This is a genomic window from Pseudomonas yamanorum (genome assembly GCF_900105735.1).
Classification (GTDB): Bacteria; Pseudomonadota; Gammaproteobacteria; order Pseudomonadales; family Pseudomonadaceae; genus Aquipseudomonas; species Aquipseudomonas yamanorum.
The window spans coordinates 2928171-2951260 of sequence record NZ_LT629793.1 but is presented as its reverse complement, the minus strand read 5'-3'; the positions used below and the strand labels follow the sequence as shown (position 1 = coordinate 2951260).

The 23090-nt window shown below is 62.2% G+C and carries 27 protein-coding genes; 6 read left to right on the top strand and 21 right to left on the bottom strand.

Annotated elements, in window-relative coordinates; genetic code table 11:
• Positions 1-213 precede the first annotated feature (213 nt).
• Positions 214-1281 carry a uroporphyrinogen decarboxylase gene (gene hemE / locus BLU46_RS13995; protein WP_093202587.1) on the top strand — a complete coding sequence of 356 codons (1068 nt, stop codon included), beginning with the start codon at positions 214-216 and terminating at the stop codon, positions 1279-1281.
• 53 nt (positions 1282-1334) lie between these two features.
• On the opposite strand, the gene BLU46_RS13990 is transcribed toward hemE, so the two are convergent.
• Positions 1335-2552 (bottom strand): MFS transporter, encoded by a 1218-nt coding sequence (locus BLU46_RS13990; RefSeq protein WP_373568911.1) that lies wholly within the window; start codon positions 2550-2552, stop codon positions 1335-1337.
• 181 nt (positions 2553-2733) lie between these two features.
• Here BLU46_RS13990 and BLU46_RS13985 point away from each other — a divergent pair, with 181 nt between their 5' ends.
• Entirely contained in the window at positions 2734-3624 is an 891-nt protein-coding gene (locus BLU46_RS13985) for a LysR family transcriptional regulator (protein ID WP_010169215.1), read from the top strand.
• 144 nt (positions 3625-3768) lie between these two features.
• Here the strand turns inward: BLU46_RS13985 and BLU46_RS13980 are convergent, their stop codons facing one another.
• The 19 genes from BLU46_RS13980 to BLU46_RS13890 are packed head-to-tail and all read right to left on the bottom strand — an operon-like array spanning position 3769 to position 19911.
• Entirely contained in the window at positions 3769-4218 is a 450-nt protein-coding gene (locus tag BLU46_RS13980; protein ID WP_093202578.1) for a hypothetical protein, read from the bottom strand.
• Positions 4219-4244: 26 nt separating this feature from the next.
• A complete protein-coding gene (locus tag BLU46_RS13975) occupies positions 4245-5471 on the bottom strand; it encodes a beta-ketoacyl-ACP synthase (protein ID WP_093202575.1) in 1227 nt (408 codons plus the stop codon).
• On the bottom strand, positions 5471-6199 hold the full coding sequence (gene fabG / locus BLU46_RS13970) for a 3-oxoacyl-ACP reductase FabG (protein ID WP_063033461.1): 729 nt from the start codon (positions 6197-6199) through the stop codon (positions 5471-5473). Before fabG ends, BLU46_RS13975 begins: the two co-directional genes overlap by 1 nt.
• A complete protein-coding gene (locus BLU46_RS13965) occupies positions 6196-6657 on the bottom strand; it encodes an ApeP family dehydratase (RefSeq protein ID WP_093202570.1) in 462 nt (153 codons plus the stop codon). The genes fabG and BLU46_RS13965 overlap by 4 nt, the downstream gene beginning before the upstream one ends.
• The gene (locus BLU46_RS13960) at positions 6654-7820 is read right to left on the bottom strand and encodes a beta-ketoacyl-[acyl-carrier-protein] synthase family protein (RefSeq protein ID WP_093202565.1); all 1167 of its coding nucleotides are present in this window, start codon (positions 7818-7820) and stop codon (positions 6654-6656) included. The genes BLU46_RS13965 and BLU46_RS13960 overlap by 4 nt, the downstream gene beginning before the upstream one ends.
• Positions 7817-8299 carry a hypothetical protein gene (locus BLU46_RS13955; RefSeq protein WP_172834535.1) on the bottom strand — a complete coding sequence of 161 codons (483 nt, stop codon included), beginning with the start codon at positions 8297-8299 and terminating at the stop codon, positions 7817-7819. Before BLU46_RS13955 ends, BLU46_RS13960 begins: the two co-directional genes overlap by 4 nt.
• The gene (locus BLU46_RS13950) at positions 8296-9030 is read right to left on the bottom strand and encodes a class I SAM-dependent methyltransferase (protein WP_093202557.1); all 735 of its coding nucleotides are present in this window, start codon (positions 9028-9030) and stop codon (positions 8296-8298) included. The genes BLU46_RS13955 and BLU46_RS13950 overlap by 4 nt, the downstream gene beginning before the upstream one ends.
• Positions 9027-11345 carry an MMPL family transporter gene (locus BLU46_RS13945; RefSeq protein WP_093202554.1) on the bottom strand — a complete coding sequence of 773 codons (2319 nt, stop codon included), beginning with the start codon at positions 11343-11345 and terminating at the stop codon, positions 9027-9029. Before BLU46_RS13945 ends, BLU46_RS13950 begins: the two co-directional genes overlap by 4 nt.
• The gene (locus tag BLU46_RS13940) at positions 11335-12045 is read right to left on the bottom strand and encodes an outer membrane lipoprotein carrier protein LolA (protein ID WP_093202549.1); all 711 of its coding nucleotides are present in this window, start codon (positions 12043-12045) and stop codon (positions 11335-11337) included. Before BLU46_RS13940 ends, BLU46_RS13945 begins: the two co-directional genes overlap by 11 nt.
• Positions 12042-12467 (bottom strand): acyl-CoA thioesterase, encoded by a 426-nt coding sequence (locus tag BLU46_RS13935; protein ID WP_093202545.1) that lies wholly within the window; start codon positions 12465-12467, stop codon positions 12042-12044. The genes BLU46_RS13940 and BLU46_RS13935 overlap by 4 nt, the downstream gene beginning before the upstream one ends.
• Positions 12460-14001 carry an HAL/PAL/TAL family ammonia-lyase gene (locus tag BLU46_RS13930; RefSeq protein WP_093202540.1) on the bottom strand — a complete coding sequence of 514 codons (1542 nt, stop codon included), beginning with the start codon at positions 13999-14001 and terminating at the stop codon, positions 12460-12462. The genes BLU46_RS13935 and BLU46_RS13930 overlap by 8 nt, the downstream gene beginning before the upstream one ends.
• Positions 13985-14920 (bottom strand): LpxL/LpxP family acyltransferase, encoded by a 936-nt coding sequence (locus BLU46_RS13925; protein WP_093202535.1) that lies wholly within the window; start codon positions 14918-14920, stop codon positions 13985-13987. The genes BLU46_RS13930 and BLU46_RS13925 overlap by 17 nt, the downstream gene beginning before the upstream one ends.
• The gene (locus BLU46_RS13920) at positions 14917-15651 is read right to left on the bottom strand and encodes a glycosyltransferase family 2 protein (RefSeq protein WP_093202530.1); all 735 of its coding nucleotides are present in this window, start codon (positions 15649-15651) and stop codon (positions 14917-14919) included. Before BLU46_RS13920 ends, BLU46_RS13925 begins: the two co-directional genes overlap by 4 nt.
• A gap of 29 nt (positions 15652-15680) precedes the next feature.
• The gene (locus tag BLU46_RS13915) at positions 15681-17351 is read right to left on the bottom strand and encodes an acyl-CoA synthetase family protein (protein ID WP_093202526.1); all 1671 of its coding nucleotides are present in this window, start codon (positions 17349-17351) and stop codon (positions 15681-15683) included.
• Positions 17348-17893 carry a COG4648 family protein gene (locus tag BLU46_RS13910; RefSeq protein ID WP_093202521.1) on the bottom strand — a complete coding sequence of 182 codons (546 nt, stop codon included), beginning with the start codon at positions 17891-17893 and terminating at the stop codon, positions 17348-17350. The genes BLU46_RS13915 and BLU46_RS13910 overlap by 4 nt, the downstream gene beginning before the upstream one ends.
• Complete coding sequence (locus BLU46_RS13905) at positions 17890-18144, bottom strand: acyl carrier protein (RefSeq protein ID WP_003209389.1); 255 nt, start codon at positions 18142-18144, stop codon at positions 17890-17892. The genes BLU46_RS13910 and BLU46_RS13905 overlap by 4 nt, the downstream gene beginning before the upstream one ends.
• Positions 18145-18153: 9 nt before the next feature.
• A complete protein-coding gene (locus BLU46_RS13900; protein ID WP_003209392.1) occupies positions 18154-18423 on the bottom strand; it encodes a phosphopantetheine-binding protein in 270 nt (89 codons plus the stop codon).
• Entirely contained in the window at positions 18401-19213 is an 813-nt protein-coding gene (locus BLU46_RS13895) for a lysophospholipid acyltransferase family protein (RefSeq protein ID WP_093202517.1), read from the bottom strand. The genes BLU46_RS13900 and BLU46_RS13895 overlap by 23 nt, the downstream gene beginning before the upstream one ends.
• Positions 19189-19911 (bottom strand): beta-ketoacyl synthase chain length factor, encoded by a 723-nt coding sequence (locus BLU46_RS13890; RefSeq protein WP_093202512.1) that lies wholly within the window; start codon positions 19909-19911, stop codon positions 19189-19191. Before BLU46_RS13890 ends, BLU46_RS13895 begins: the two co-directional genes overlap by 25 nt.
• Before the next feature lie 347 nt (positions 19912-20258).
• Here BLU46_RS13890 and BLU46_RS13885 point away from each other — a divergent pair, with 347 nt between their 5' ends.
• Both BLU46_RS13885 and BLU46_RS13880 read left to right on the top strand, forming a co-directional pair.
• Positions 20259-21029, top strand: a complete 771-nt coding sequence (locus BLU46_RS13885; protein WP_003209397.1) for a ParA family protein — start codon at positions 20259-20261, stop codon at positions 21027-21029.
• Between the two features lie 454 nt (positions 21030-21483).
• Positions 21484-21732 carry a DUF6124 family protein gene (locus BLU46_RS13880; protein ID WP_063033446.1) on the top strand — a complete coding sequence of 83 codons (249 nt, stop codon included), beginning with the start codon at positions 21484-21486 and terminating at the stop codon, positions 21730-21732.
• Here BLU46_RS13880 and trxC read toward each other — a convergent pair.
• On the bottom strand, positions 21720-22154 hold the full coding sequence (trxC, locus tag BLU46_RS13875; RefSeq protein ID WP_093202507.1) for a thioredoxin TrxC: 435 nt from the start codon (positions 22152-22154) through the stop codon (positions 21720-21722). The two genes, BLU46_RS13880 and trxC, sit on opposite strands and share 13 nt — an antisense overlap.
• 235 nt (positions 22155-22389) lie before the next feature.
• Between trxC and BLU46_RS13870 the strand changes: the two genes are divergently transcribed.
• Together BLU46_RS13870 and BLU46_RS13865 are read left to right on the top strand one after the other, a co-directional pair.
• The gene (locus tag BLU46_RS13870) at positions 22390-22686 is read left to right on the top strand and encodes a type II toxin-antitoxin system HigB family toxin (protein WP_093202502.1); all 297 of its coding nucleotides are present in this window, start codon (positions 22390-22392) and stop codon (positions 22684-22686) included.
• Positions 22683-23084: a helix-turn-helix domain-containing protein gene (locus BLU46_RS13865; RefSeq protein ID WP_008439186.1), complete on the top strand. Its 402-nt coding sequence runs from the start codon at positions 22683-22685 to the stop codon at positions 23082-23084. Before BLU46_RS13870 ends, BLU46_RS13865 begins: the two co-directional genes overlap by 4 nt.
• The last annotated feature ends 6 nt before the right edge of the window (positions 23085-23090 follow it).

Below are 23090 nucleotides of genomic sequence, written 5' to 3'. Positions count from 1 at the left end.
ATGTGGGAGCGGGCTTGCTCGCGAATGCGGTATATCAGTCACCAGATGTGTTGGCTGACCCACCGCTTTCGCGAGCAAGCCCGCTCCCACATTTGTTTTGTGGCGCTTTCATATCCGCGACAAATTGACCCGATAGACAAAAGGCACGGCTCTTGCCGTGCCTTTTGCGTCGCGCTCTGAGAAAATGCCCGCACTTTTTTTGCGGATGCCGACATGACTGCCCTCAAGAACGACCGTTTCCTTCGTGCCCTGCTCAAGCAACCCGTGGACGTCACCCCTGTGTGGATGATGCGCCAGGCCGGTCGCTACCTGCCGGAATACCGCGCCAGTCGCGCCCACGCCGGCGACTTCATGAGCCTGTGCATGAACCCGGAGTTCGCCTGCGAAGTCACGATGCAACCGCTGGACCGCTATCCACAGCTGGATGCGGCCATCCTGTTCTCCGATATCCTGACCATCCCTGACGCCATGGGCCAAGGCCTGTACTTCGAAACCGGCGAAGGCCCGCGTTTCAAGAAAGTCGTCAGCACCCTGGCCGATATCGAAGCCCTGCCGATCCCCGATCCCCACAAGGACCTGGGCTACGTCATGGACGCGGTCAGCACCATCCGCCGCGAGCTCAATGGCCGCGTGCCGCTGATCGGCTTCTCCGGCAGCCCGTGGACCCTGGCCACCTACATGGTCGAAGGCGGCTCGTCGAAAGACTTCCGCAAGACCAAGGCCATGCTGTACGACAACCCGCAAGCCATGCACCTGCTGCTGGACAAGCTGGCGCAGTCGGTCACCTCGTACCTGAACGGCCAGATCATGGCCGGCGCCCAAGCGGTGCAGATCTTCGATACCTGGGGCGGCAACCTGTCGGCGGCGGCGTATCAGGAATTCTCCCTGGCCTACATGCGCAAAATCGTCAGCGGCCTGATCCGCGAACACGAAGGCCGCAAAGTGCCGGTCATTCTGTTCACCAAGGGCGGCGGCCTGTGGCTGGAAAGAATCGCCGACGCCGGCGCCGACGCGCTCGGCCTGGACTGGACCTGCGACATCGGCGAAGCCCGTCGCCGCGTGGGCAGCAAGGTCGCGCTGCAAGGCAACATGGACCCCACCGTGCTGTACGCCAAGCCGGAAGCCATCCGTACTGAAGTGGGCCGCATCCTCGCCAGCTACGGCAAAGGCAGCGGTCACGTATTCAACCTCGGCCATGGCATCACCCCGGAAGTTGATCCAGAGCACGCAGGCGCGTTCCTGCGGGCGGTTCACGAGTTGTCGGCGCAGTATCACGAGTGATCGCGCGGCAATGAAAAAGCCCGGCAGATGCCGGGCTTTTTTGTGAGCGGTGGTTAAGCCTTAGCTTCCTGCAACGGTGGCAACTTCGCCAGCTTCAACGCCACCAGCAACGCGACGATCAACAGTGCAACGATAAACCCGCCAATTCCGTTCCACCCGGCGTAGTGCCAGAAGAAACCACCCGCCGTCCCCGCAATACTCGACCCGACGTAATAACTGAACAGGTACAGCGACGACGCCTGGCCCTTGGCTTTCAGTGCGCGGCGGCCGATCCAGCTGCTGGCCACCGAGTGGGCGCCAAAGAAGCCGAAGGTGAAGATCAGCATGCCTGGCACTACCAGCCACAGCGGGGTAAACAGCGTCAGGGCGATGCCGCCGAGCATCAGCACGATGGTGCCCCAGAGCACGCGGCGACGGCCCAGGCGGTCGGCCAGGGAGCCGATTTTCGCCGAGCTGTAGATACCCGAGAGGTAGACCAGCGACAGCAGGCCTACCACAGCCTGGCTCAAATCGTACGGGTCAGCCAGCAAGCGGTAGCCGATGTAGTTGAACATCGTCACAAAGGCGCCCATCAGCACGAAGGCTTCGAGGAACAGCCACGGCAGGCCGGCGTCCTTGAAGTGCATGGTGAAGCCGTCCACCAGGCTGCGCGGGTGCAGGGTGCTGGCGCGGAAGTTGCGCGATTCGGGGAGGATCTTCCAGAACACCGTGGCCGCGATCAGTGCCAGGGCGCCGATGATCAGCATCGCCGTGTGCCAGCTGACGAAGTCGATCAGCACGCCGATGATCAAGCGCCCGCTCATGCCACCGATGGCGTTACCGCCGATATACAGGCCCATGGCGAGGCCGATGTGTTGCGGGTGGATCTCTTCGCTCAGGTAGGTCATGGCCACCGCCGCCAGCCCGCTGAGGGACAGGCCCACCAGTGCACGCATCAGCAGGATGCCTTCCCAGCTCGGCATCAGGCCGCTGGCGATGGTGCACAGCGCGGCGCAGAACAGCGCGGCAACCATGACCGGCTTGCGCCCAAAGGTGTCGGAAATCGGCCCGGTGATCAGCAGGCCAATGGCGAGCATGCCGGTGGCCACCGAGAGAATCAGGCTGCTTTGTGCGGCATTGATGGAAAATTCGTGGGACAGCGCCGGCATCATCGGCTGCACGCAGTAGAGCAGGGCAAAGGTGGCGAAACCGCCGGAAAACAGCGCCAGCACCGTGCGCATGAACATCGGGGTGCCTTTTTCGATGTACTGCTCGTTGAGCTGTGCCACCACTTCATCGAGGGCGGTGGGCGGTACTTCTTGAGCAAGCGGAGCGACAGCAGATTTCACGCGGGACCTCGGGGAGGAAAGACTGCCAGGGCTGGCAATGCAAAAAAGAATATAGCTCGCTAATGATTCTTTCCAATATATTGTTCGACCTGTTTAAGAGCTTTTACGACCTAATGAGGTTTTCATGGAATTGCGCCACCTGCGTTACTTCATCGCCGTGGCTGAAGAGCTGCACTTTGGCCGCGCCGCGCAAGTGCTGGGCATCTCCCAACCGCCGCTGAGCCAGCAGATCCAGGCGCTGGAGCAGGAGATTGGGGCGCGGTTGTTCGAGCGTACCAATCGTCGGGTCGAGCTGAGCGAGGCGGGCCGGTTGTTCCTGCAAGAGGCGCGGTTGGTGCTGGCGCAGGTGGATAAAGCGGCGGACGTGGCGCGTCGGGCGCAGTTGGGGGAGCTGGGGGAGTTGAAGATTGGCTTCACCTCTTCCGCGCCGTTCAACTCCAGCATCCCACAGGCGATCTTCGCCTTTCGCCAGGCGTTCCCGGCGGTGCATCTGAATTTGCAGGAGATGAGCAGTACGGAAGTGGCCGAGTCGCTGGTGGATGAGTCGATACAGGTGGGGTTGATGCGGCCACTGCCGTTGCCTGATTCGCTGAGCGTCGTGGAACTGATGCGCGAGCCCTTGGTGGCCGTGCTGAACGCCGGGCATCCGTTGGTGGAGGGCAGTGAGCGTGGTTTGCACCTGGCGCAATTGGCTGAAGAGCCGTTTGTATTTTTCCCGCGGACTTATGGCAGCGGCTTGTATGCCCAGTTGCTGAACCTGGCGCGAGATGCCGGCTTCAGCCCGCACTTCGCCCAGGAGGCCGGAGAGGCAATGACCATCATCGGCCTGGTGGCGGCGGGGTTGGGTGTCTCGGTGTTGCCGGCGTCGTATCAGCGGATACGCATTGATGGCGTGGTGTATCGCACGCTATTGGATCAGGAGGCGGTGACAGCGGTGTGGCTGGTGCAGCGTAAGGGCCAGCAAACGCCGATGGCCAAGGCGTTTGTCGAGCTGCTTGTGGCGAGGGGGCAGTAGGCCAAGTCGAGCGAAGTGTAGGAGCTGTCGAGCTTTAGCGAGGCTGCGATGGCGTCGGCACTGTCAGCAATGTGTTGCCTGACCTGCCGCTATCGCAGCCTCGCTCAAGCTCGACAGCTCCCACACTTTGTTGTTTCTGGCCTGTCAGTTCTGCTTCGAAGTCCCGGTCTGCTGGAACAACTGCGCGGCAGACCCGTTGTCACTCACACCATTGGTGCGCAACGCCGCCAGGATGTCCCGGTCCAGCATGCTCACCCAACGGTTGTAGTTGCGGTGGATCTTGCCGTCCTTGTAGCCCAGGTCGCGGCTGTCGCGGTAGGTGATGGCGTAGCTGGTGGCCGTGTAGCGGATGTCGATTTCAGCGTGGAATTTGTTGCGCACGTTGATCTCGGCCTGCACCAGCTGCGGGCTCAGGCGTTGCACGACCCATTCGCGTTTGTTCAGGGCTGCAACGATGGTCTGCTTCATTTTTTCTTCGTTGACCTGCGGGTTCGCCGGCAAGTCGTGCTGGGGGTTGAGCACCGGTTTATTGGTGCAGCCAGCGGTGGTGAGCAGGGCCAAAGCGACCAGTGTTGCGCGTAGCAGGGAAGACATTCCATTTCTCCAGTCAGTAAAAAAACTTACACCCAGCGGCGGAAAATCAGCGAAGTGTTGACGCCGCCAAAGGCAAAATTGTTGTTCATCACGTAGTCGTTGTGCAGTTCGCGGAACTCACCTTGCAGGTAATCCAGCTCACCGCAGCGCGGGTCGACCTCGTCGAGGTTGAAGGTGTGCACGTATCGGTCGCTGTTCATCATTTCGATGCTGAACCACGACTCCAACGCGCCGCATGCGCCCAGGGTATGCCCAAGGAAACTCTTCTGCGAACTGATGGGCATGCGGCTACCGAACAGGCTGTTGGTGGCCAGGGTTTCGGCGATGTCGCCCTGGTCGGTGGCGGTGCCATGGCCGTTCACATAGCCGATGGCGTCGGGCGAAAGCCCGGCATCTTCCAGGGCCAACTCCATGGCGCGGCGCATGGTGGCCTGCTCCGGGCGAGTGGTGTGCTGGCCGTCGGCGTTGCTGCCGAAACCGACGATCTCCGCGTGGATGTGCGCGCCGCGGGCCAGTGCATGTTCCAGCTCTTCGAGCACCAGGATGCCGCCGCCTTCGCCGATCACCAGGCCGTCGCGGCCACTGTCGTAGGGGCGCGGGCTGGTTTGCGGTGCATCGTTTTTCAGGCTGGTGGCGTACAGCGCATCGAACACCATGGCTTCGGTAGGGCACAGCTCTTCCGCGCCACCCGCCAACATCAGCGGCAGGCGGCCGAACTTGATGGCCTCATAGGCGTAGCCGATGCCCTGGCTGCCGCTGGTGCAGGCGCTGGATGTGGGGATCAGCCGGCCGGTGAGGCCAAAGAAGATGCTGATGTTCGCTGCCGTGGTGTGGGGCATCATCCGCACGTAGGAGTTGGCGTTCAGCCCCTCGGCCACCGAGTTCAGCAGCATATTGCCGAAGGCCTTGATCTCGTCGGTGCTGCCGGTGGACGAGCCACAGGCCACGCCCATGCGCCCGTCCTTGATCGACTCGTCGCCCAGCAAACCGGCGTCTTTCAGCGCCTGTTCCGCTGCCCATACCGCCAGGCGCGAAACCCGGCCCATGCTGCGCAGTTGCTTGCGGGTCCAGTGGGCGGGCACCACGAAATCATCGATCGGCCCGGCCAGCCGTGTGTTCAGCTCGGTGAAGCGCTCCCACTCGTCCATGCGCCGAATGCCGCTGCGGTTGGCGCGGAAGTTGGCGGCGATGGTTGCCCAATCGCTGCCCAGGGACGTAACGCCGGCCATGCCGGTGACCACCACGCGTTTCATCAGCACAGGCCTCCATTCACGGCCAGCACTTGGCGGGTGATGTAGCCGGCTTCCGCCGACATCAGGAAATTCACCGCCCCGGCGACTTCCTCCGGGGTGCCCATGCGTTGGGCCGGGATCATTTTCATCAATTCTTCCACCGGTACGTTTTCATCGAGCATCGCGGTGTCGATCAGCCCGGGGGCCACGCAGTTGACGGTGATCTTGCGCTTGCCGAGCTCGATGGCCAGGGCCTTGGCGGCGCCGATCAAACCAGCTTTGGACGCGCTGTAGTTGACCTGGCCACGGTTGCCGATCAGCCCGGACACTGACGTGATGCACACGATTCGCCCGGCGGCGCGACGACGAATCATCGGCATCATCACCGGGTGCAATACGTTGTAGAACCCGTCCAGGTTGGTACGCATCACCACGTCCCAATCGTCTTCCGACAGCGCTGGAAACGCGCCATCGCGCGTCAGGCCTGCATTGAGCACCACGCCGTAATACGCGCCATTTGCTTCCACGTCGGCTTCAAGGATCTCCTTGCAGCTGGCGCGATCCGCCACATCGAATTGCAACACCCGGGCCTTGCGCCCCAGGGCTTCGATTTCGACCTGCACCGCATCCGCCTCGGCGCGCCCGCTGCGGCAATGCAGCACGATGTCGTGCCCGGCCTGGGCCAGGCGCAATGCGATAGCGCGGCCGATGCCACGGCTGGAGCCGGTCACCAATACGGATTCAGTCATGGCGTGGTGTCCTTCGATTCATCTAAATAGTTGGCCGCCTGGGGCGGTCGAAATACGTTCAAGCGTGCACTCGCCTGGATACCGTCGCCGGTGAGGTGGCATTCGAACACACCCATGCCGTTGTCGTCTTCCAGGGAGCGCAGGCCGTGGATGGTCAGCTCGGTGCCTGCGGGAAAGTGCTCGACGTTGCACTCGAATTTGCGCGTGCCCAGCAGGAAGCCCAACTCCACGGCCTCACCTTTCTGGCGCGCACGGCAACCGGCATAGGCGGCGACACTTTGGGCCATCAACTCAATGCCGACCCACGCGGGCAGGCTGCCGTCGGCGCGGTTGAAAAGACCGCCGGGCTTGACCCTCAGGCGGGTCTGGATCTGTTCTTCATCAAAGCTCAGGACCTGATCGATCAGGATCATGTCACCGGCGTGGGGCAGCAGTTCGGCGAGCGGCCAATCAGTCATGGGGCGTCTCCGATAATCAGGCTGACGTTGTTGCCGCCGAAGGCAAACGAGTTGCTCATCAGGCAGCGTTTTTCCAGGGCGTCGCCGGGCGACGCCCACTTCAGTACGGGCAGGTCGGGGTCGGCCTGGCCATCCCAGACATGGGGCGGCACTACGCCTTCCGCCAGGCTCAGCCAGCAGAACGCCGCTTCCAGCGCGCCGGCAGCGCCCAGGGTGTGGCCGGTCATGGGTTTGGTCGACGAGCAGGTTACGCCGTCCGGGAACAGGGCCGCGACCGCCAGGCTTTCCATGGCGTCATTGTGCTGCGTGGCGGTGCCATGCAGGTTCAGGTAACCGATCTGCCCGGGTGTCAGTTTTGCGCTGGTCAGGGCCTTGCGCATCGCTTGCAACGCACCCTTGCCGGTAGGCTCGGGGGCGGAAATGTGGTGGGCGTCGCAACTGGCACCGCTGCCCAGCAGTGCGACCGGCGCCGGGGTTTTGCTCATCAGGAACAGCACGGCGGCTTCGCCAATATTGATGCCGTTGCGGTTCACCGAAAACGGATTGCAGCGCTGTGCCGACACTGCTTCCAGGGACGAAAAGCCATTGAGGGTCAGCTTGCACAACGTGTCGACGCCACCGCAAATCACCGCATCGCACACGCCCAGGTCCAACAGGCGCTGGGCACTCATCAGCGCCCGCGCGCTGGAGGTGCAGGCGGTGGAAATCACATAGGCCGGGCCGCTCAGTTGCAGCCAGTCGGCGAGGAAATTGGCCGGGGCGCCGAGTTCCTGTTGCAGGTAGTCGTAGTCGCCGGGGAAGTTTTTTTCCCGCAGGTAGTGGGCGATGCCACGACTGGCTTCATCAATGCCCGAGGTGCTGGTGCCGAGCACGATGCCAATGCGCGACGCGCCGAACGTCTGAATCGCTTGCCGGATCTCCTCGTCAATCTGCAACGCCGCTTCCAGCAGCAGCTGATTATTACGGCTGTGATGGGATTTCAGCCCGGGCGGGATGGCTGCCAGTTCACCCTTTACGCCCGCCACCGGCAACACACGCTCCGGCACCCAGCCGCTTTCGGCGCGCATGCCGGAGCAGTCGCCGGCGAACAGGTTGCGGCTGACTTCGCGCTTGCCACGGCCCAGGGCACAGATCACGCCGAGGGCATTGAGGTAGGCAGTCATCGTGCAGCCTCAAGCGGCGAGATGCGATAGGTCAGGTGTTGCCCGATCACGTCCATGCGAAACACCAGGGAGGAGTGATAGGTGATCTTCCAGCGGGACGGCAGAGTACGGATCAAGTCCATTTCCTGGGTGCCGGGGTACAGCTTGGAGACTTCATCCGCCGAGGTGAGGGCGAACAACAGAGCGGCAAACAACTCTCGCGCTTGGGGATTGGGCGGCAGCAGACCGTCGGCCTGCCAGGCGCCGTTGATCAACTTCTGCCGAGCCTGGGGAATGCCCAGCGGGTCCATCATCGACCAGCGAATCCCGCCGGCTTCGCGTTGCATCACCAGCAGCCAGTCCTGGCGTTGGCCATCCTGTTCGCGCTGCACATGCAGTTGCAACGGCAGGCTCAGCACCGGGGTTTTCGACGGCAACGGCGGCTGGCTGGCGCAGGCGCTCAGCAGCAACAAGCAGCCGATCAACAGCATTCGGATCATGTTTCAGTGCTCGCCAGAGGTTTACGGGCAACCACGTTGACCAAGGTTTCTTCGCGCTGGCCGGCCGGTTTTGGCTGGCGCAGGCCCCAGCGCTCAAGCAGGCCGAAATCGGTGGCGCGGCTCCACCACAGGTACGGGTACGAGACGTTCTGCGGGCCGAACTCAAAGCCCTGCTCGCGAATCATCTCAAGGTACTCCTCGGCGCTTTTCTGCACATGCATCGGGTGACGAAACAGCCAGCGAATGACCCAGGTGTCGATATAGGCCTCGGTGGACTCGGCAAACAGCAGGTAGCCGCCCGGCTTGAGCACCCGATAGAACTCTTTCAGGGCGCGATGTTGTTCTACCAGGTGGTGGAAAGTCTGGTGACAGAACAGCACGTCGACGCTGGCGTCGGCCACGTCGAGGGTCGCGCAGTCGCTGCCGATCAACTCGATGGCGATGCCCTGGCGCGCGGCTTCGGCGCGGCTCAGGTCCAGGCTGTGTGGGTCGGCGTCGAGGCCGATCAGGCGCTCGGGGGCGAACACCTGCTGCAAGTACTGGAACGACTTGCCTTGGCCGCAGCCAGCGTCCAGCAGCACCGGGGCAACCGGCAGCGGGTCGCTGAACAGGCTGCGCAGGTCGTTGATTGCCACGCGCAGCACATGGTGCTGCCAGGTGTGGCTACGCAGGAACCAGAAGCCGAATTTGGTTTCTTCGACGTAGTTCTTGCTGAGGTATTGGCTGCTCATCGTTTCTTCCTTGTCCCGGACGGGGCGGCCCACGGTGCCAGCATGAAGCTGAATGCCAGCCCCAAGCTCACCGATAGCCCAAAATTACTCACCGCCGGCGTGCTGGAAATGGCCAGCAGGCCGAACGATAGCCAAGTAGTCACGGCCGCCAACAGTGTGCCCAACAGGCTCACGGCGGTGCCGCCAATTTGTTCACGCATCAGGATCGCGTAGTCGACGCTGATGGCGGTTACCAACAGCAGACCGAACAGGCTGAACAACGTCAGCGGCTGCCCCAGCCAACCCAGGCTGGCCAGGCTGCAGAGCGCGGCCAGCAACGGCAGGGCAACAATGCGCAAGGCGCCGCCGAAGCCAAACGGCAGGATCAGCAACAGTACGATCAACACGCACGACATCAACTTCAATTCGGCGGCGCTGATTTGCGTCGCGGCAAACACCTGGTTCAAGTCGCCCAGGCGGTCCACCAACTGCACGCCGGGCAGATCCAGGGCCTGTACCCGCAGCAAGGCCGGATTGTTCAACCCTTGCAGGCTCACCATCGCTGCCACACCACCGTCGACATTCCCCAGCCACAGCGTGCGCCACGGCTCAGCCAGCGGGCCGACCAGCGCTGCGTCGATGTCTTCGGTGGGCAGTGACTGCAACTGGGTCAACTCGGCTTGCAGCGCGGCGGCCGGTACGCCGAGGTCCAGCAATGGCTGCCAGTACTGCGGCAGTTGGTTCAAGGCTTCACGCAGCTGTTGTTGCTCAGCCGGCGGGCTGACCAACTGGTTGAGCGCGAGGTAACCCTGGAGCTTGTCCATGTTCACCAGCTGATCCAGACGCTGACTCAGCGCGGCCTGGCGCTCCAGCAATTGCGGTTGATTGTCCGCCCGTACCAGAAAGAACTGGCTGGTGGGCTGGAACCCGGTAATCCGCGCAACGGCCTGGGCTTCCTGCAGCAACTGCGGCGGCGCACCGATCCACTGGCGGATATCGTTTTTGCTGTTCAGGTGCCATAGGCCGCCTGCGCAAAACACCAACACCAGTACCAATAACACCGGACTGGGCAGGCGCTTGAGCAGCGACTCGCGCACGCTCAGCAGAAACTCGGCAATGCGCAGCGGCCATTGGGCCGGACGCAGTTCTACGCCCTTGAGCAAGGCCGGCAGCAGGCATACGGCGGACAGATAGGCGCCCACGAGGCCCGCCGCCGAGAACACCGCGATTTGCGTCAGCGCCGGGAACGGCGTCCACGCCAGCGCCAGGTAACCGATGCAACTGGTGGCCAGGCTCAGGCTCAAGCCCGGCAAGGTCAGGCGCAAGGCCGGCCAGCTGCGCCAAGGGCTCATGCTCCAGCTCTTGGACAGGTAATGCAGCGGGTAATCCACCGCCACGCCGATCAGGCTCGAACCCAGCACCAGCGTGATCACATGCATATGCCCGAACAGCGCCACACAGGCCACCGCACCAAACAACATGCCCACCAGCACCGGCACAAACGCCAACAGCACACGCCAGCGGCGGAATGCCAACAGCAGCAATAACAGGATCCCGGCAGTCGCGCCGCCGCCGACCCAGGTGATTTCCCGCGTCGCCTGCTGTTGACCATTGGCCGCGTACAACAGGCCGCTGGCCGCGAGCAATTGCGCACCTTGCTGGTCGGCCTGCTCGCGGCTGGCCTTGAGTAGATCAGCCACTTGCCGCGGCAGTTTCATGTCGAAGGCATTGCCAGTGGTGCGCGCCCGCAGCAGCACCCAGCTTTTGCCGTCGGCATCGGCGATCAACGCGCCGCTGCCGATATCCAGCTGCACCGAACCGTGCTGCGGCTGGCTATTCTGGATGCGCCCGGTGAGGCCCAGCCAATCGTCCTGGCTCGGCACCAGGCTGAAGCCGGTGAACGGGTCGAACAGCGCCTGAACCCGTTGCTGGATAAACGCCTGGGGCTCGTCGATCAGTTGCTCGCGGTCCTTGGCCGAGAGCATCGCGAGGCGGCCTTGCAGCAACTGCTGACGCAGGGCCGGCAGGTCGGCTTGCAGGTTCCACTGAACCTTCTCAAACAGGCCGCTGGCTTGCCAGGCTTCGCCCAATTGCGTCGCCATGGCCACGGCTTGTTGCCGATCGGCATGCCCCACCAGCACCAGCATTTCGCGGTTCAGTGGTTCCTGCATGCGTTGTTCGGCACGCATCTCCAGCGCATCCGGCGCGGTGCCAGGCACCAGCTCCATCAGGTTCGCCGACAGCGGCGCGCCATGGCGCCATTGCCAACCCGCCAGGGCCAACACGGCCACCAGCAGGATCAGGAACAGGCGCGGCAACCAACGTTCACTCGGCAAAGTCGTGTTGCTCCGTGTCGCTCAGGGGCTGGCTGCTGGTGCTGTCCTGCATGCGCAGTACGGTGCTGTCGCCCTGGGTTTCCAGCAGCTCGATTTTTTGCACCAGCTCGCCGCCGTCGATATTGATCTGGGTGAACACCTGCTTGATCAGCAGCGAGCGCGGGATCAACGTGAGTTTCCACTGCGTGGCTTCGCCTTGTAGTTGCAGTTCGAAGTCACGCTGCAAGCCGCTGCTGTCGCCCTGCAACACGGCGAGGAACAAACGGTTCTGCTCGGCACCGGCACTCTTGTTAGGCAGCAATTGCCAGCCGTTGGCATCACGCCGGGCGATGCCGTTGGCGCTGATACGGTAGTCCTGTTGCAGCGGGGTTTTCAGCAGCCACAGCAAGCCGTGGTCCTTGGCCAGGACGAAGGTGCCCTTGCTGGTCAGCGGCTGCGGCAGGGCGCGCAGGTGTTTTTCCTGGATGAAGTTGCCGTGGATCACCGTTGGCTTTGCAAGCTGATCGCTGAGTTGTTGCAGGTCGAAGGCGTGGGCCAGGCCTGGAATGCCTAAAATCAGCATCAACGCGATTCCTGTGGGAGCGGCGGTGCGACGATTCGACTTGCTCGCGAAGAACCTGAGGGCGCCACGGGGTGTCAGGCGGCCTGCGTTATCGTTGACGATTTTCGCGAGCAAGCCCGCTCCCACAGGAAATCTCATTTCAAGGCTCTCTCTATGGCGTCAGTGAATACTTTCGGCGATGCCAACTGCATCTCGCGGCTGGCAATTTCCACCGCCACCTGCACGGTGCTGGCGCGAGTCAGACGCTCACCGGTGGCCTTGTCGCTGATCAGGTAATTGACCTTCAAGCGGTTCTCCCACTCCACCAGGCTGGCGCGTACGTTGATGGTCTGGCCGAAGGTTGCGCCGCGCACATAGCGCAGCTGCATGTCGATCACCGGCCAGGCGTAACCTGCTTCCAGCATCGCCGTGTAGTTGTGGCCGAGCTTGTCCAGCAAGGCGCAGCGGGCGACTTCCAGGTACTTCACGTAGTGCCCGTGCCACACCACGTTCATGGTGTCGATGTCGAAAAACGGCACGAGGATTTCAGTGTCGCAGTGCGACACGCCGGGGCTACGCATGCAGCCTCCAGTGTTGCTCGGCAATACGCTTGAGGCACAGGCGCAGTTCGCCTTCCAGGGCTCGGTCTTCGATGACCGGCGGGAAGTCCTTGGCCAGCTCGATGTGCATGGCGGCCAGCGCTGGGGGCAGCGGGCGCGCGTCTTCAACCTGGGCCCGCAGCCATACGCCCTGGTTGGCGGCGAGCAAGGTGGCGGCGGCGACTTGTTCGGTCAGTTCCAGCACACGAATCGCATCGCGGGCGGCGATGGTGCCCATGCTCACCTTGTCCTGGTTGTGGCACTCGGTGGAGCGCGAGAACACGCTGGCCGGCATGGTATTTTTCAGCGCTTCGGCGGTCCAGGCGCTGGTGCCGATCTGCACGGCCTTGAAGCCGTGGTTGATCATCGCCCGCTCGGCTGGCGCACCGGACAAATTGCTCGGCAGGCCGTGGTTGTAGCGCACGTCCACCAGCAGGGCGAGCTGACGGTCCAGCAGGTCGGCGACGTTGGCCACCAGGGTCTTGAGGCTGTCCATGGCGAAGGCGATGTGGCCGCCGTAGAAGTGGCCGCCGTGCAGCACGCGCTCTTCTTCAGCGTCGATGATCGGGTTGTCGTTGGCGCTGTTGAGTTCGATCTCGATGAACGAACGCAGCCAGTTCAGGCTGTCGGCCAACACGCCCAAGACGTGGGGCGCGCAGCGCAGCGAGTAACGGTCTTGCAGGCGATGCAGCGGCGCGGTCGGTGCGTCGATGGCCAGGTCCTTGCGCAGCCAGGCGGCAACTTGCATCTGCCCTGGGTGCGGCTTGGCGGCAAACAGGCGCTCGTCGAAATGCTCCGGGTTGCCTTGCAGCGCCACCACGTTCAGCGCGGTGATGCGCGTGGCCAGTTGCAGCAGGTAGTCGGCACGGGCGAAGGCCAGGCAGGCGAGGCCAGTCATCACGGCGGTGCCGTTCATCAATGCGAGAGCTTCTTTCGGGCGCAATACCAGCGGGTCCCAACCCAGCTCGCGGTGTACGTCGGCGGCCTGGCGACGTTCGCCACGGAACAGCACTTCGCGCTCGCCGGACAAGGTCGCGGCCACGTAGGACAGCGGCGTCAAATCACCGCTGGCGCCCACCGAGCCTTCTTCCGGAATCAGCGGCAGTACGTCGAATTCCAGGAACGCATGCAGACGTTCCAGCAACTCCACGCGCACCCCGGAAACGCCATGGCACAGCGACTGCAACCGCGCCGCCAGCACCGCGCGGGTGGCTTGCGCGTCCAGCAACTTGCCCAGTCCGCAGCCGTGGAACGTGTAGAGGTGGCGGGGCAGCGCTTCGACGTGCTCCAGCGGCACCGCCACCACGCACGAGTCGCCGTAGCCGGTGGTCACGCCGTAGATCACGCCTTCCTTGTCCAGCAACGAATCGAGGAACTGTGCGCCCTTGGCGATACGCTGGCGGTACTTGGCATCGGCTTGCAGTTGAGTCGGCGCCTGACGGTTGGCCAAGGCCAGCACGTCTTCGATGCGCAGGGGGAGTTCGCCGAAGGTTACCGGCTCAAGATGCGTCGTCATCGGTCTTCCAGAAAGGGTAAAAGTTGAACCATTGTTGGGGCGCTTCCAGGCAGAACTGGCCCAGACGCTCGGCGTAGCGGGCGGTCCATTGGGCGATTACCTGCTGGCGATCGCTGCGTTTCCATTCGATCAACCGGGCGAACGGCTCGATGATCAGGCGATAACGGCCTTGATGCTTCAAGCACATCAGCAGGTTGACCGGGCATTTCAGCAGGCCGGCCAGCAGCCATGGGCCTTGGGGGAAGGCGGCGTTATGGCCGAGGAAATCCACGCGCACCGTACGCCCGCCATGCAGCGGTACGCGGTCGCCGGCAATTGCCAGCCACTCGCCGTCGTCGAGGCGCTGGCTGAGCATCATCATCACCGCCGGGTCGAGTTCGCTGACCTGAATCAGGCGCAAATTGGTCGCCCCGGCTTCGCCCAATATGCGGTTGAAGCGTTCGGCGTGCTTGGTGTGCACCAGCACGTTCATCGTGACCTTTTCGCCCAGCTCGGCGAGGGCGCGGCACACTTCAAGGTTGCCCAGGTGTGCGCCCACCAGCATCTGCCCGCGCTCGCTGCGCAACTGGCCACGCAGTTGGGCCGGGTCGATGATTTCGATCTGCTCCAGGCGCAACTTGCCGTTCCATACGTCGAGCTTGTCCAGCAGGGCCTCGGCGAACGCCATGAACTGCCCGAAGACTTTTCTGTGGGTGGGGCGCAGGTCGTCGCGCTGGCTCCAGTCGGCCAGGCGCTGCTGGTACTGCCAGGCGCTTTGGCGGGCCGTGCGGCCGAACAGAAAGAAGTAGAAAACGATGCCGTAGAGCAGCGGGCTCAGCAGCCGGCGCCCGAGGACCTTGGCGGCGAAGGCGGTGAATTTCATCAGCCAGAAGCTGCCGCGTTCCTCGCGGTCGGCCCAGTGCTTGGTGTCCTGGGTCATGCCTGCCACCGGCGCCAGAGGATCATCGGCGCGCGCACCAACATGCCGAAGAACAGCCGGGTGTGCATCGAGGAAATCAGCGCGTTGTCGTGGAACAGGCGAAAGTGCGACAGGCCGTCGGCGGGGTAGTGCACCTTGGTCGGCAGCCAGCGCATCGGCTGGTTGCGCCAGGCCAGGCGCACCAGGATGTCGGAGTCGAAATCCATGCGTTTGCCGATGTTGGCCGAGTCCATCAAGGCCAGGGTCGGTGGCAGCGGGTACACGCGAAAGCCGCACATGGAGTCGCGAATTTGCAGCGACAAGGTATTGATCCACACCCACACGTGGGTCAGGTAGCGCGCGTAAAGGCGACCCTTGGGCACGCTGTCGTCGTATTCCGGATAGCCACAGATCACTGCATTCGGGTGGGCGCGGGAGGCATCGAGGAAGGTGCTGACTTCCCGCAGGTCGTGCTGGCCGTCGGCGTCCACTTGCAGGGCATGGGTGAAGCCCAGGCGCGCGGCTTCGCGAAAGCCGGCCATGACGGCCGCGCCTTTGCCCTGGTTGGTGGGCAGGGTCAGCAGGGATACGTTGTCGAGGGTCGCCAGTTGTGCCAGCACGGCGGCGCAGGCGGCGCTGCTGCCGTCGTCCACCAGCAGGCACGGCAGGCCGCTGGCCAGCACGGTGTGAACCACGGCGGGCACGGCGGCTTCGTGGTTGTAGACCGGGATCAGGGCGCAAGGGTTATGCATAACAGGCACCCCCTCGCCACAACAGAAGCTTATTCACTCGCCAGCTCCAAAAGAATGCGCCCACTGGAGCAGGCCGCCGCCTCATTGCGGTAGGCGAAGTACAGCTTGCCGCGCTCCTGGTCGAACCGCAGGTGCAGTTCGATCCGGTCATCCGGGCGCACCAGTTGCTGGAACTTCAGCACTTCCATCCCGGCGAACTGCCCCGGCAGGTTGAGCAGTTGCTGGCCCAGGTTCAGCGCCCAATCCACTTGCACCACACCCGGCAGCACCGGGGTTTGCGGGAAGTGGCCGTTGAAGTAGGCGAGGTCCGGCGGGATCGCCAGTTGCAGGGTCCATTCTCCGTTGGTTTCGACTTGTCCCAACACTTCCGGCGCTTTCGGCCGGGGCGCCAGCAACAGGGCTTCGACGTCGGCCTGGGGCAGTTTGCCTTGGGTGTTCAGCGGCAATTGGCGCAGCAGGCGCCAGCGGCGGGGCAGGGCCAGGGCTTCGCAGTGTTGGCTCAAGTGCTGGCGCAGGGTTTGGGTGACGGTGCGCCGGCCCTGGTTACGAAGGGCGTGCAAACCTTCAGCACTGAGCACCACGAGGGCGCCGAGGGAGGCGCGGTTTTCCTGCACCACGCCGAGGCGCGTTTCGGCAACCCAGGCATGGTTCATCAGCGCTTGTTCGAGCATCGGCAGGGAGATGCGTTTTTCTTCCAGTTTGACGATGCGGTCCAGCCGGCCCAGCAATTCGAAGCGGCCGTCAGCGTGGATGTTGGCGGCGTCGGCGGTCTGTTCGACATGGCCGGCGGGCAAGTACGGCGAGGCGATGCGCAGCGCTCCGTCGGCGTCCTGGCTCAGGTGCACGTCGGCAAACGGCTGCCACGGTTGTTCGCCCTGGCGCCAGGCGATGCCACCAGTTTCCGAGCTGCCAAGGATTTCCGTCGGCCGCTGTTGCAGGCGCTGATGCAGGCTGCTGGCGGCTTCAAGGGGCAGGGCGCCGCCGGAGGAGAACACCCGTTTGACCGGCGTGAGCGCTGGCCAGTCGAGGTTGTCGCCCATGCGCTTGAGCAACGCCGGGCTGGCGACCCAGGCGAACTGCGAATGCTCACGGCTGGCGCGCTGCAAGTCTTCGGGGAATGCCAACTGCTGGCGCACAAAGGTGCGCCCGGCACACAACGGCCACAGCACCCGGAACAACAAGCCATAAATATGCTGGGTGGCGACGCTGCCGATGATGCACGCCTCGCCCAGGTCGGCGCCCCACAGGGTTTCCAGCGCCTGGACCTCGTTGGCCATCTGCCGCAGGGTTTTGTCGATGCGCTTGGGCTCGCCGCTGGAGCCGGAGGTGCACAGGCTCAGGCAGTTGGTGTCCAAGTCCAGGGCCGCGGCGCTTAATGGCGCTTGATACAGCGCATCCAGGTCGCCGGCTTCGGTCAGCCAGGCGTCGACGGCATCGTCCCAGCGTTGGCGCGTTTGTGGTTGCAGGTCAGCGGGTAACAACACGCTGACGCCTGCACGCCACGCACCCAGCAGGGCGATCGCCAGCACGCCGGCATCCTCAAGGTGCACCGCCAGGCGCTGGATGCCCCGGGCTTGCAACCCGGCGGCCAGGCTCAGGGACTTCTCCCACAGCTGTGGGTGATCCAGGGCAGGTTCGGTGGTCACCCAACGCTGCTCTACAGGCTCAAGCAGCAAGTGCTCAAGATTCAACCAATTCATACGCGGCCTCGAACCCTTTGTCGTACCAGCCATTCCACGGCAAACAACAGCCCCATCAGCCCGTAGGCGATCATGCCGTTGTACAACGTCCACCAGCTCAACGGCGCCCACAGGGTGAGGGCGGCGGCGAGCAGGCCGTTACACAGAAAAAACACACTCCACACCACGGTGACCTGGCGGGTATACACAATCGCTTTTTCGGGCAGTTGCGGCTCGGTCATGCGGGCCAGGCGCTCGACCACCGGCGGCCCGTATTTCAGGCTCAGGCCGAACAGCGCCAGCATGAACGCGCTGACCAGGCTCGGGTACCAGCGCAGCATCTGCGGGTTGTCGAACCAGGCGAGCAACAGGCAAAAGACGATGATCGCCGCCGCCATCCAGCGGCTGCCCGGGCGCCTGGCGCCGGTCAGGGCGCGCAACAGCCACAGGCTGCCCAGCAGCAGGCCAAATTGCCAGGGGGCAAAATGCTCCGTGCCGTAATACACCGCAAAAGGGTACAGCAGCCCCGCCAGCAACAGGCCAAGGCCGATCAGCCGGCTCATGCGGCCGGTTGAACCAGACGGTAGACCGCCTCGACCACGTCGTTCACGGTGCGCACGGCCTTGAACTCTTCGGCAGCGATTTTCTTGCCGGTCTGGCGCTTGATGTGATCGATCAAGTCCACCGCATCAATGCTGTCGATTTCCAGGTCCTGGTACAGGTTGGCGTCGAGCGTGACGCGTTCAGGTTCCAGTTCAAACAGTTCCACCAAGGCGTCGCGCAAGGTGTTGAAAATATCGTCACGAGTTTGCATGGTACGGTCTCAAGCTGCCTGTCGGGCCGTGACGAACGCCGCGAGGCTGGCCACGTTGGTGAAGTGATTACGGGTGTCCTTGGCGTCGGCATCGATCTTGATGCCGTACTTTTTCTGGATCGCCAGGCCCAATTCCAGGGCGTCGACTGAATCCAGGCCAAGGCCTTCGCCGAACAGGGTTTGCTCGTTGCCGATGTCGCTCTCGCTGATGTCTTCCAGGCCCAGGGCCTCGATGATCAGCGTTTTTATGTCGTGCTCAAGGCTGTGTGGGTTGCTCATCTTCGGCGAGCTCCTTAATAAAATACTGGTGCAGGTAATCGTTGAGCTTGCGTGAAGCCTGGGGCGCGGGCCCTTGTGCGGCAAACGCCTGTGGTTCTATATCGGCACCCACGCGCAAACTGAAGTGAAAGCGACGATTCGGGATGCGATACCAGGGTTCGGCCTTGGTCAGGGTGGTGGGGCTGACCTTGATCACCACCGGCGTAATGATGCTCGCACCGCGCAGGGCAATGGCGGCGGCGCCGCGATGAAAGGTCGGTGCCTGGCCCGGTGAGGTGCGGGTGCCTTCCGGGAAAATGATCAGGGTCTGGCCGTCTCGCAGGGCATCGGCAGCGGCATCGAGCATGTCGGCGCTGCCATCGTTGCTGATGTAGCCTGCGTCGCGCACCGGCCCGCGAGTAAACGGGTTCTGCCACAGGCTCTGCTTGACCACGCAGTTGGTCTGGCGCATCTGGGCGATCAGGAACACCACGTCCACCAGAGATGGGTGGTTAGCGATGATCATCTGGCCCGGGCGGCCGAGCTTTTCTGCGCCTTCGACGCTGTAGGTCAGGATGCCCAGGCGATACATCATGCGAATAAACAGCCAGAACAGGCAGCTGATGGTGTGGCGCGCACGTCGTTGATGCTGTTTGGCGTTACCCGGCAGGCAACTGAGCAGCGGAAATACCAGCACGCGCAGGCACAGGCCGCCGAGGCCAAACAGGGCGAAGGCAGCGGCAGTGGCGAACAGGCGCCAGTAGTAGGCCTTCCGAGGCTTTTCGGTCAGGGCTTGCGTTGCCAGTTCCATACTCGGTTCTTCCAGGCATGTTGGCAGGCGCCCTCTTCGTTCAGCAGGGTGCGCAGCAGGTTCAGGGCATGGGGCCACTGGGCTTTGGTGGTGGGTTGGACAGCGGCTGTATTCAGTTCCAGTTGCCACTCGTCGCCCGGTGTCAGCAGCAGGCCGAGGGCGTAGGGGAAGGGCACGTCGTCGATCCAGCGAGCATAGGCTTCGGGCGGTTGTTCTTCGGTAATGATCAGCAATACAGCCGGTGCGCCTTCATTCAAAAGGGCGGCGGCTTCGAGCATGCCGTGTTCCAGGCCGTCGCCGGCGGCGGCGAGGGCAGTCATTTCACTGGTTTCATTGCGCAGGATCGACCACAGGCCAATCACCGCGTTATGCACCGACAGGCTGAACTGGGTCGGAGACAGCGGCTCGTCGTTGGCCAGGTCGCTGAGAATATCGAGGGTGCGCGGGGTTTCGCCGTGACGGGAGACAAACACCAGCGGAAGTTGTTGCAGACCTTCGGCCAGTGGCCAGCCCACGCTGAAGGCCATGCGCGCCAGGCGGCTCAGGCGTCGGCGCTGCATGGCCGGCAGGAACGATACGTCGGGAGCCACGTCGCTGCGGGCGGGCACTGTTGGCTGCTGGCACCATGCACGCCAGTCGTCCGCGCTTTCGAGCCCGGGAGCCCAGGCACGCCATTGGGCGATGTTGAAATTGATCACTGAGAAGTTATCCCGCCCCTGCGGGCTTCCTTGTGCGGCCATTGGCCCCGAATACCGGGACAGGGTGCAATCGCCGAATGGCGCGCATTATCCCGGTGCTGCGGGGTTCTAGCAAACTTTGGTAAAGAATTGTTCACGACTGATTACAAAATCGTTGAAATGAATTACTGATTGTCCTTCGTGGGAGTGGGGCACCGGGTGTCAGGTATTTCCTACTTTGTCAGGTTGGTGGGAAATTGTTGTGCGAGATAGAGCCTCTGATGCTGTAGTACAGAAGCGAACGAGGTAGCAAACCGGCGCTTTTGCCCTCTACACTCGGTCATTCATTGATACACGGAGGTTTTTCCATGCGGCGCGTGGTGTTCAACCAAAAAGGCGGTGTTGGCAAGTCCAGCATTGCCTGCAACCTGGCGGCGGTCAGCGCCAGCGAAGGCTATCGAACCCTGTTGGTGGACCTCGATGCCCAGGCCAATTCAACCCAGTACCTCACCGGGTTGACCGGCGACGATATCCCTATGGGAATCGCCGATTTCTTCAAGCAAACCCTGTCTTCCGGGCCGTTTTCGAAGAAGAACCAGGTGGATATCTACGAAACCCCGTTCGACAACCTGCACGTCATCACCGCTACCGCGGAACTGGCGGACTTGCAGCCCAAGCTCGAAGCCAAGCACAAGATCAACAAGCTGCGAAAGCTGCTGGATGAATTGAGCGAGGACTACGACCGGATCTACCTGGATACGCCGCCGGCGCTGAACTTCTATGCTGTTTCAGCGCTGATTGCCGCTGATCGTGTGCTGATCCCCTTCGATTGTGACAGTTTCTCCCGCCAGGCACTGTATGGCCTGCTGGCAGAGATTGAAGAATTGAAGGAAGACCACAACGAAGGGCTGGAAGTGGAAGGGATCGTGGTCAACCAGTTCCAGGCCCGGGCGAGCCTGCCGCAGCAGATGCTGGATGAATTGATTGCCGAAGGCTTGCCGGTGCTGCCGGTATACCTGACCAGCTCGGTGCGCATGCGTGAATCGCACCAGGCGAACATGCCGCTGATCCACCTGGACCCACGGCACAAGCTGACACAGCAATTTGTGGAGCTGCATAACTTGCTGGAAAACGCGTGATCCAGCAGGCAACACATCACCCATGTGGGAGCCTGCTTGTGTGGGAGCCGGGCTTGCCCGCGATGCAGTCAACTCGGTTTGTCAGTTACACCGAGGTGATGCTATCGCAGGCAAGCCAGCTCCCACATTGGTCTCTGTTCCTACAGGGAAATCGTCGTCTTGCGCCGTTGCCTACAGTTACGCCAGAATCCGCCGGCTTGTGCGTCTGGATGGGCGTCTCTAAGGTTGCTCGGTCGCTGATTTCTCAGTGATCGGGTTTAGTAGCCCGAGTGTTTGTCGTTAAGTGCATAAGCTTCATCTTTCAGGCGCTGAGTCTGTGCTTGATGGTAGCTGTGCGTAGGGCGTCTTCGGGCGCGCCGGCTTCGACATTTCCCGGTCTACTAACCTGCGTACAGCTGCCACTCTAATTCGTTTAGTAGCGATCAGATGGCGGCTCCAATCAGGAATGTCGACCATGTTTAAAGCTACTCCAAATCCTCCGTCGTACCTTTTCACAGTCAGCCCAGGCCAAGCCACCGAAACCCTGATCCTCAACTCCTACGAAACCTTCTCCTCAGTCACCACCCTCTTGCTCGACCTTTCCGACGACCTCACCGGCAAGCAGCGCGATGTCGCGTTGGCCATTCATCAATTGAGCGAATTGGGCGTATTGCTAATGGGGCAAGTGATGGACCGGGGTGTCCCGTTACCTCAAACGCCCTGACTGCGCAGCCAGCTCATCAACTGCGGCAACGGAAAAGCTCCGCTCTGACGCGCCACTTCCCGGCCACTCTTGAACAGGATCAGGCTGGGAATCGAGCGAATCCCTAACTGAGCGGATAACTGCTGATTGGCCTCGCTATCGAGCTTGGCCAATCGGCACTTCCCGGCCAACTGCCCGGCGGCCTGCTCAAACACCGGCGCAAACGACTTGCACGGCCCACACCATTCGGCCCACACATCCACCAGCAACGGCAGGTCGCCCTTGATCTGGCTGGCGTAGTCGCCCTGTTTCAGCTCAAAGGGTTTGCTCAGCAGCACCGGTTGCTTGCAGCGCCCGCATTTAGGCGCATCGCCGAGGCGTTCATTGGGGATGCGGTTAAGACCGTTGCAGTGGGGGCAGGGAATTACTAGAGAGTCGGACATGCTGGGCTCCGTGAAAGTGGCCAATGGGTTCTATTTGGAGCCGGGAAGGGTGTTTATCAAGGTTCGACGCTAGTGACGTACGCGTTCACATTTTTGGTGGTGACTTCTATCGCGGCGTATCTAGGCTGTTGAAGAGCGCTTGGAATTGCGCCACTGGTCCGCCAAAGAATATCGCATATTGCGATATTTTTTCGGCAAGACTAACCTTCATAGCAAGATGCGATAAGGATGTTGCATGCGAGTGATCAGCGAAAAAAGGATATGGGAAGCGAAAGAAAGATGGCCGCATTCAGCCACAGCACTGGATGAGTGGTATCGCAGAATGAAACGCAACAGTCCCGCCGACTTTGCGTCGATGAAAGGAATGTTCCCTGCAACAGACAAAGTCGGGCAGTTCCATGTGTTTGACATCGGGGGCAATAAGCTGAGGTTGATTGCCTTCGTTCATTACCAAGTACAACGAATTTATATCAAGTACCTGTTCGATCACCGTGAATATGAGCAAGGTAAATGGAAGGAGAAAATCAGATGAGCGCACTCATCAGGCAGGCTGCCGAACACTGGCAATTTGTTTCGCCATTGCTGCGCAAGCCAAGAAACGAGGCGGACTACGATACCTTGGTCAGCGCCCTCGACGAATTGCTCGACCTGATAGGCGAAGATGAATCCAGCCCGCTCATGAGCCTAGTGGACATCCTCAGTGACTGGATCGAGGCCTACGATCTCGAGCACCGGCCGATGCCCGTTGCCAGTGGCGTTGAAGTGCTACGTTCAATGATGCGAGAGCATGGCTTGACCCAAAGTGATCTCCCGGGCGTTGGTGCGCAGTCGGTTGTCTCTGAAGTACTTAGTGGCAAACGCCAGCTCAACCTGCGGCAGATTCGTTGGCTGGCGGAGCGCTTTGGGGTTTCAGTGGAAACCTTTATCTAGGTCGCG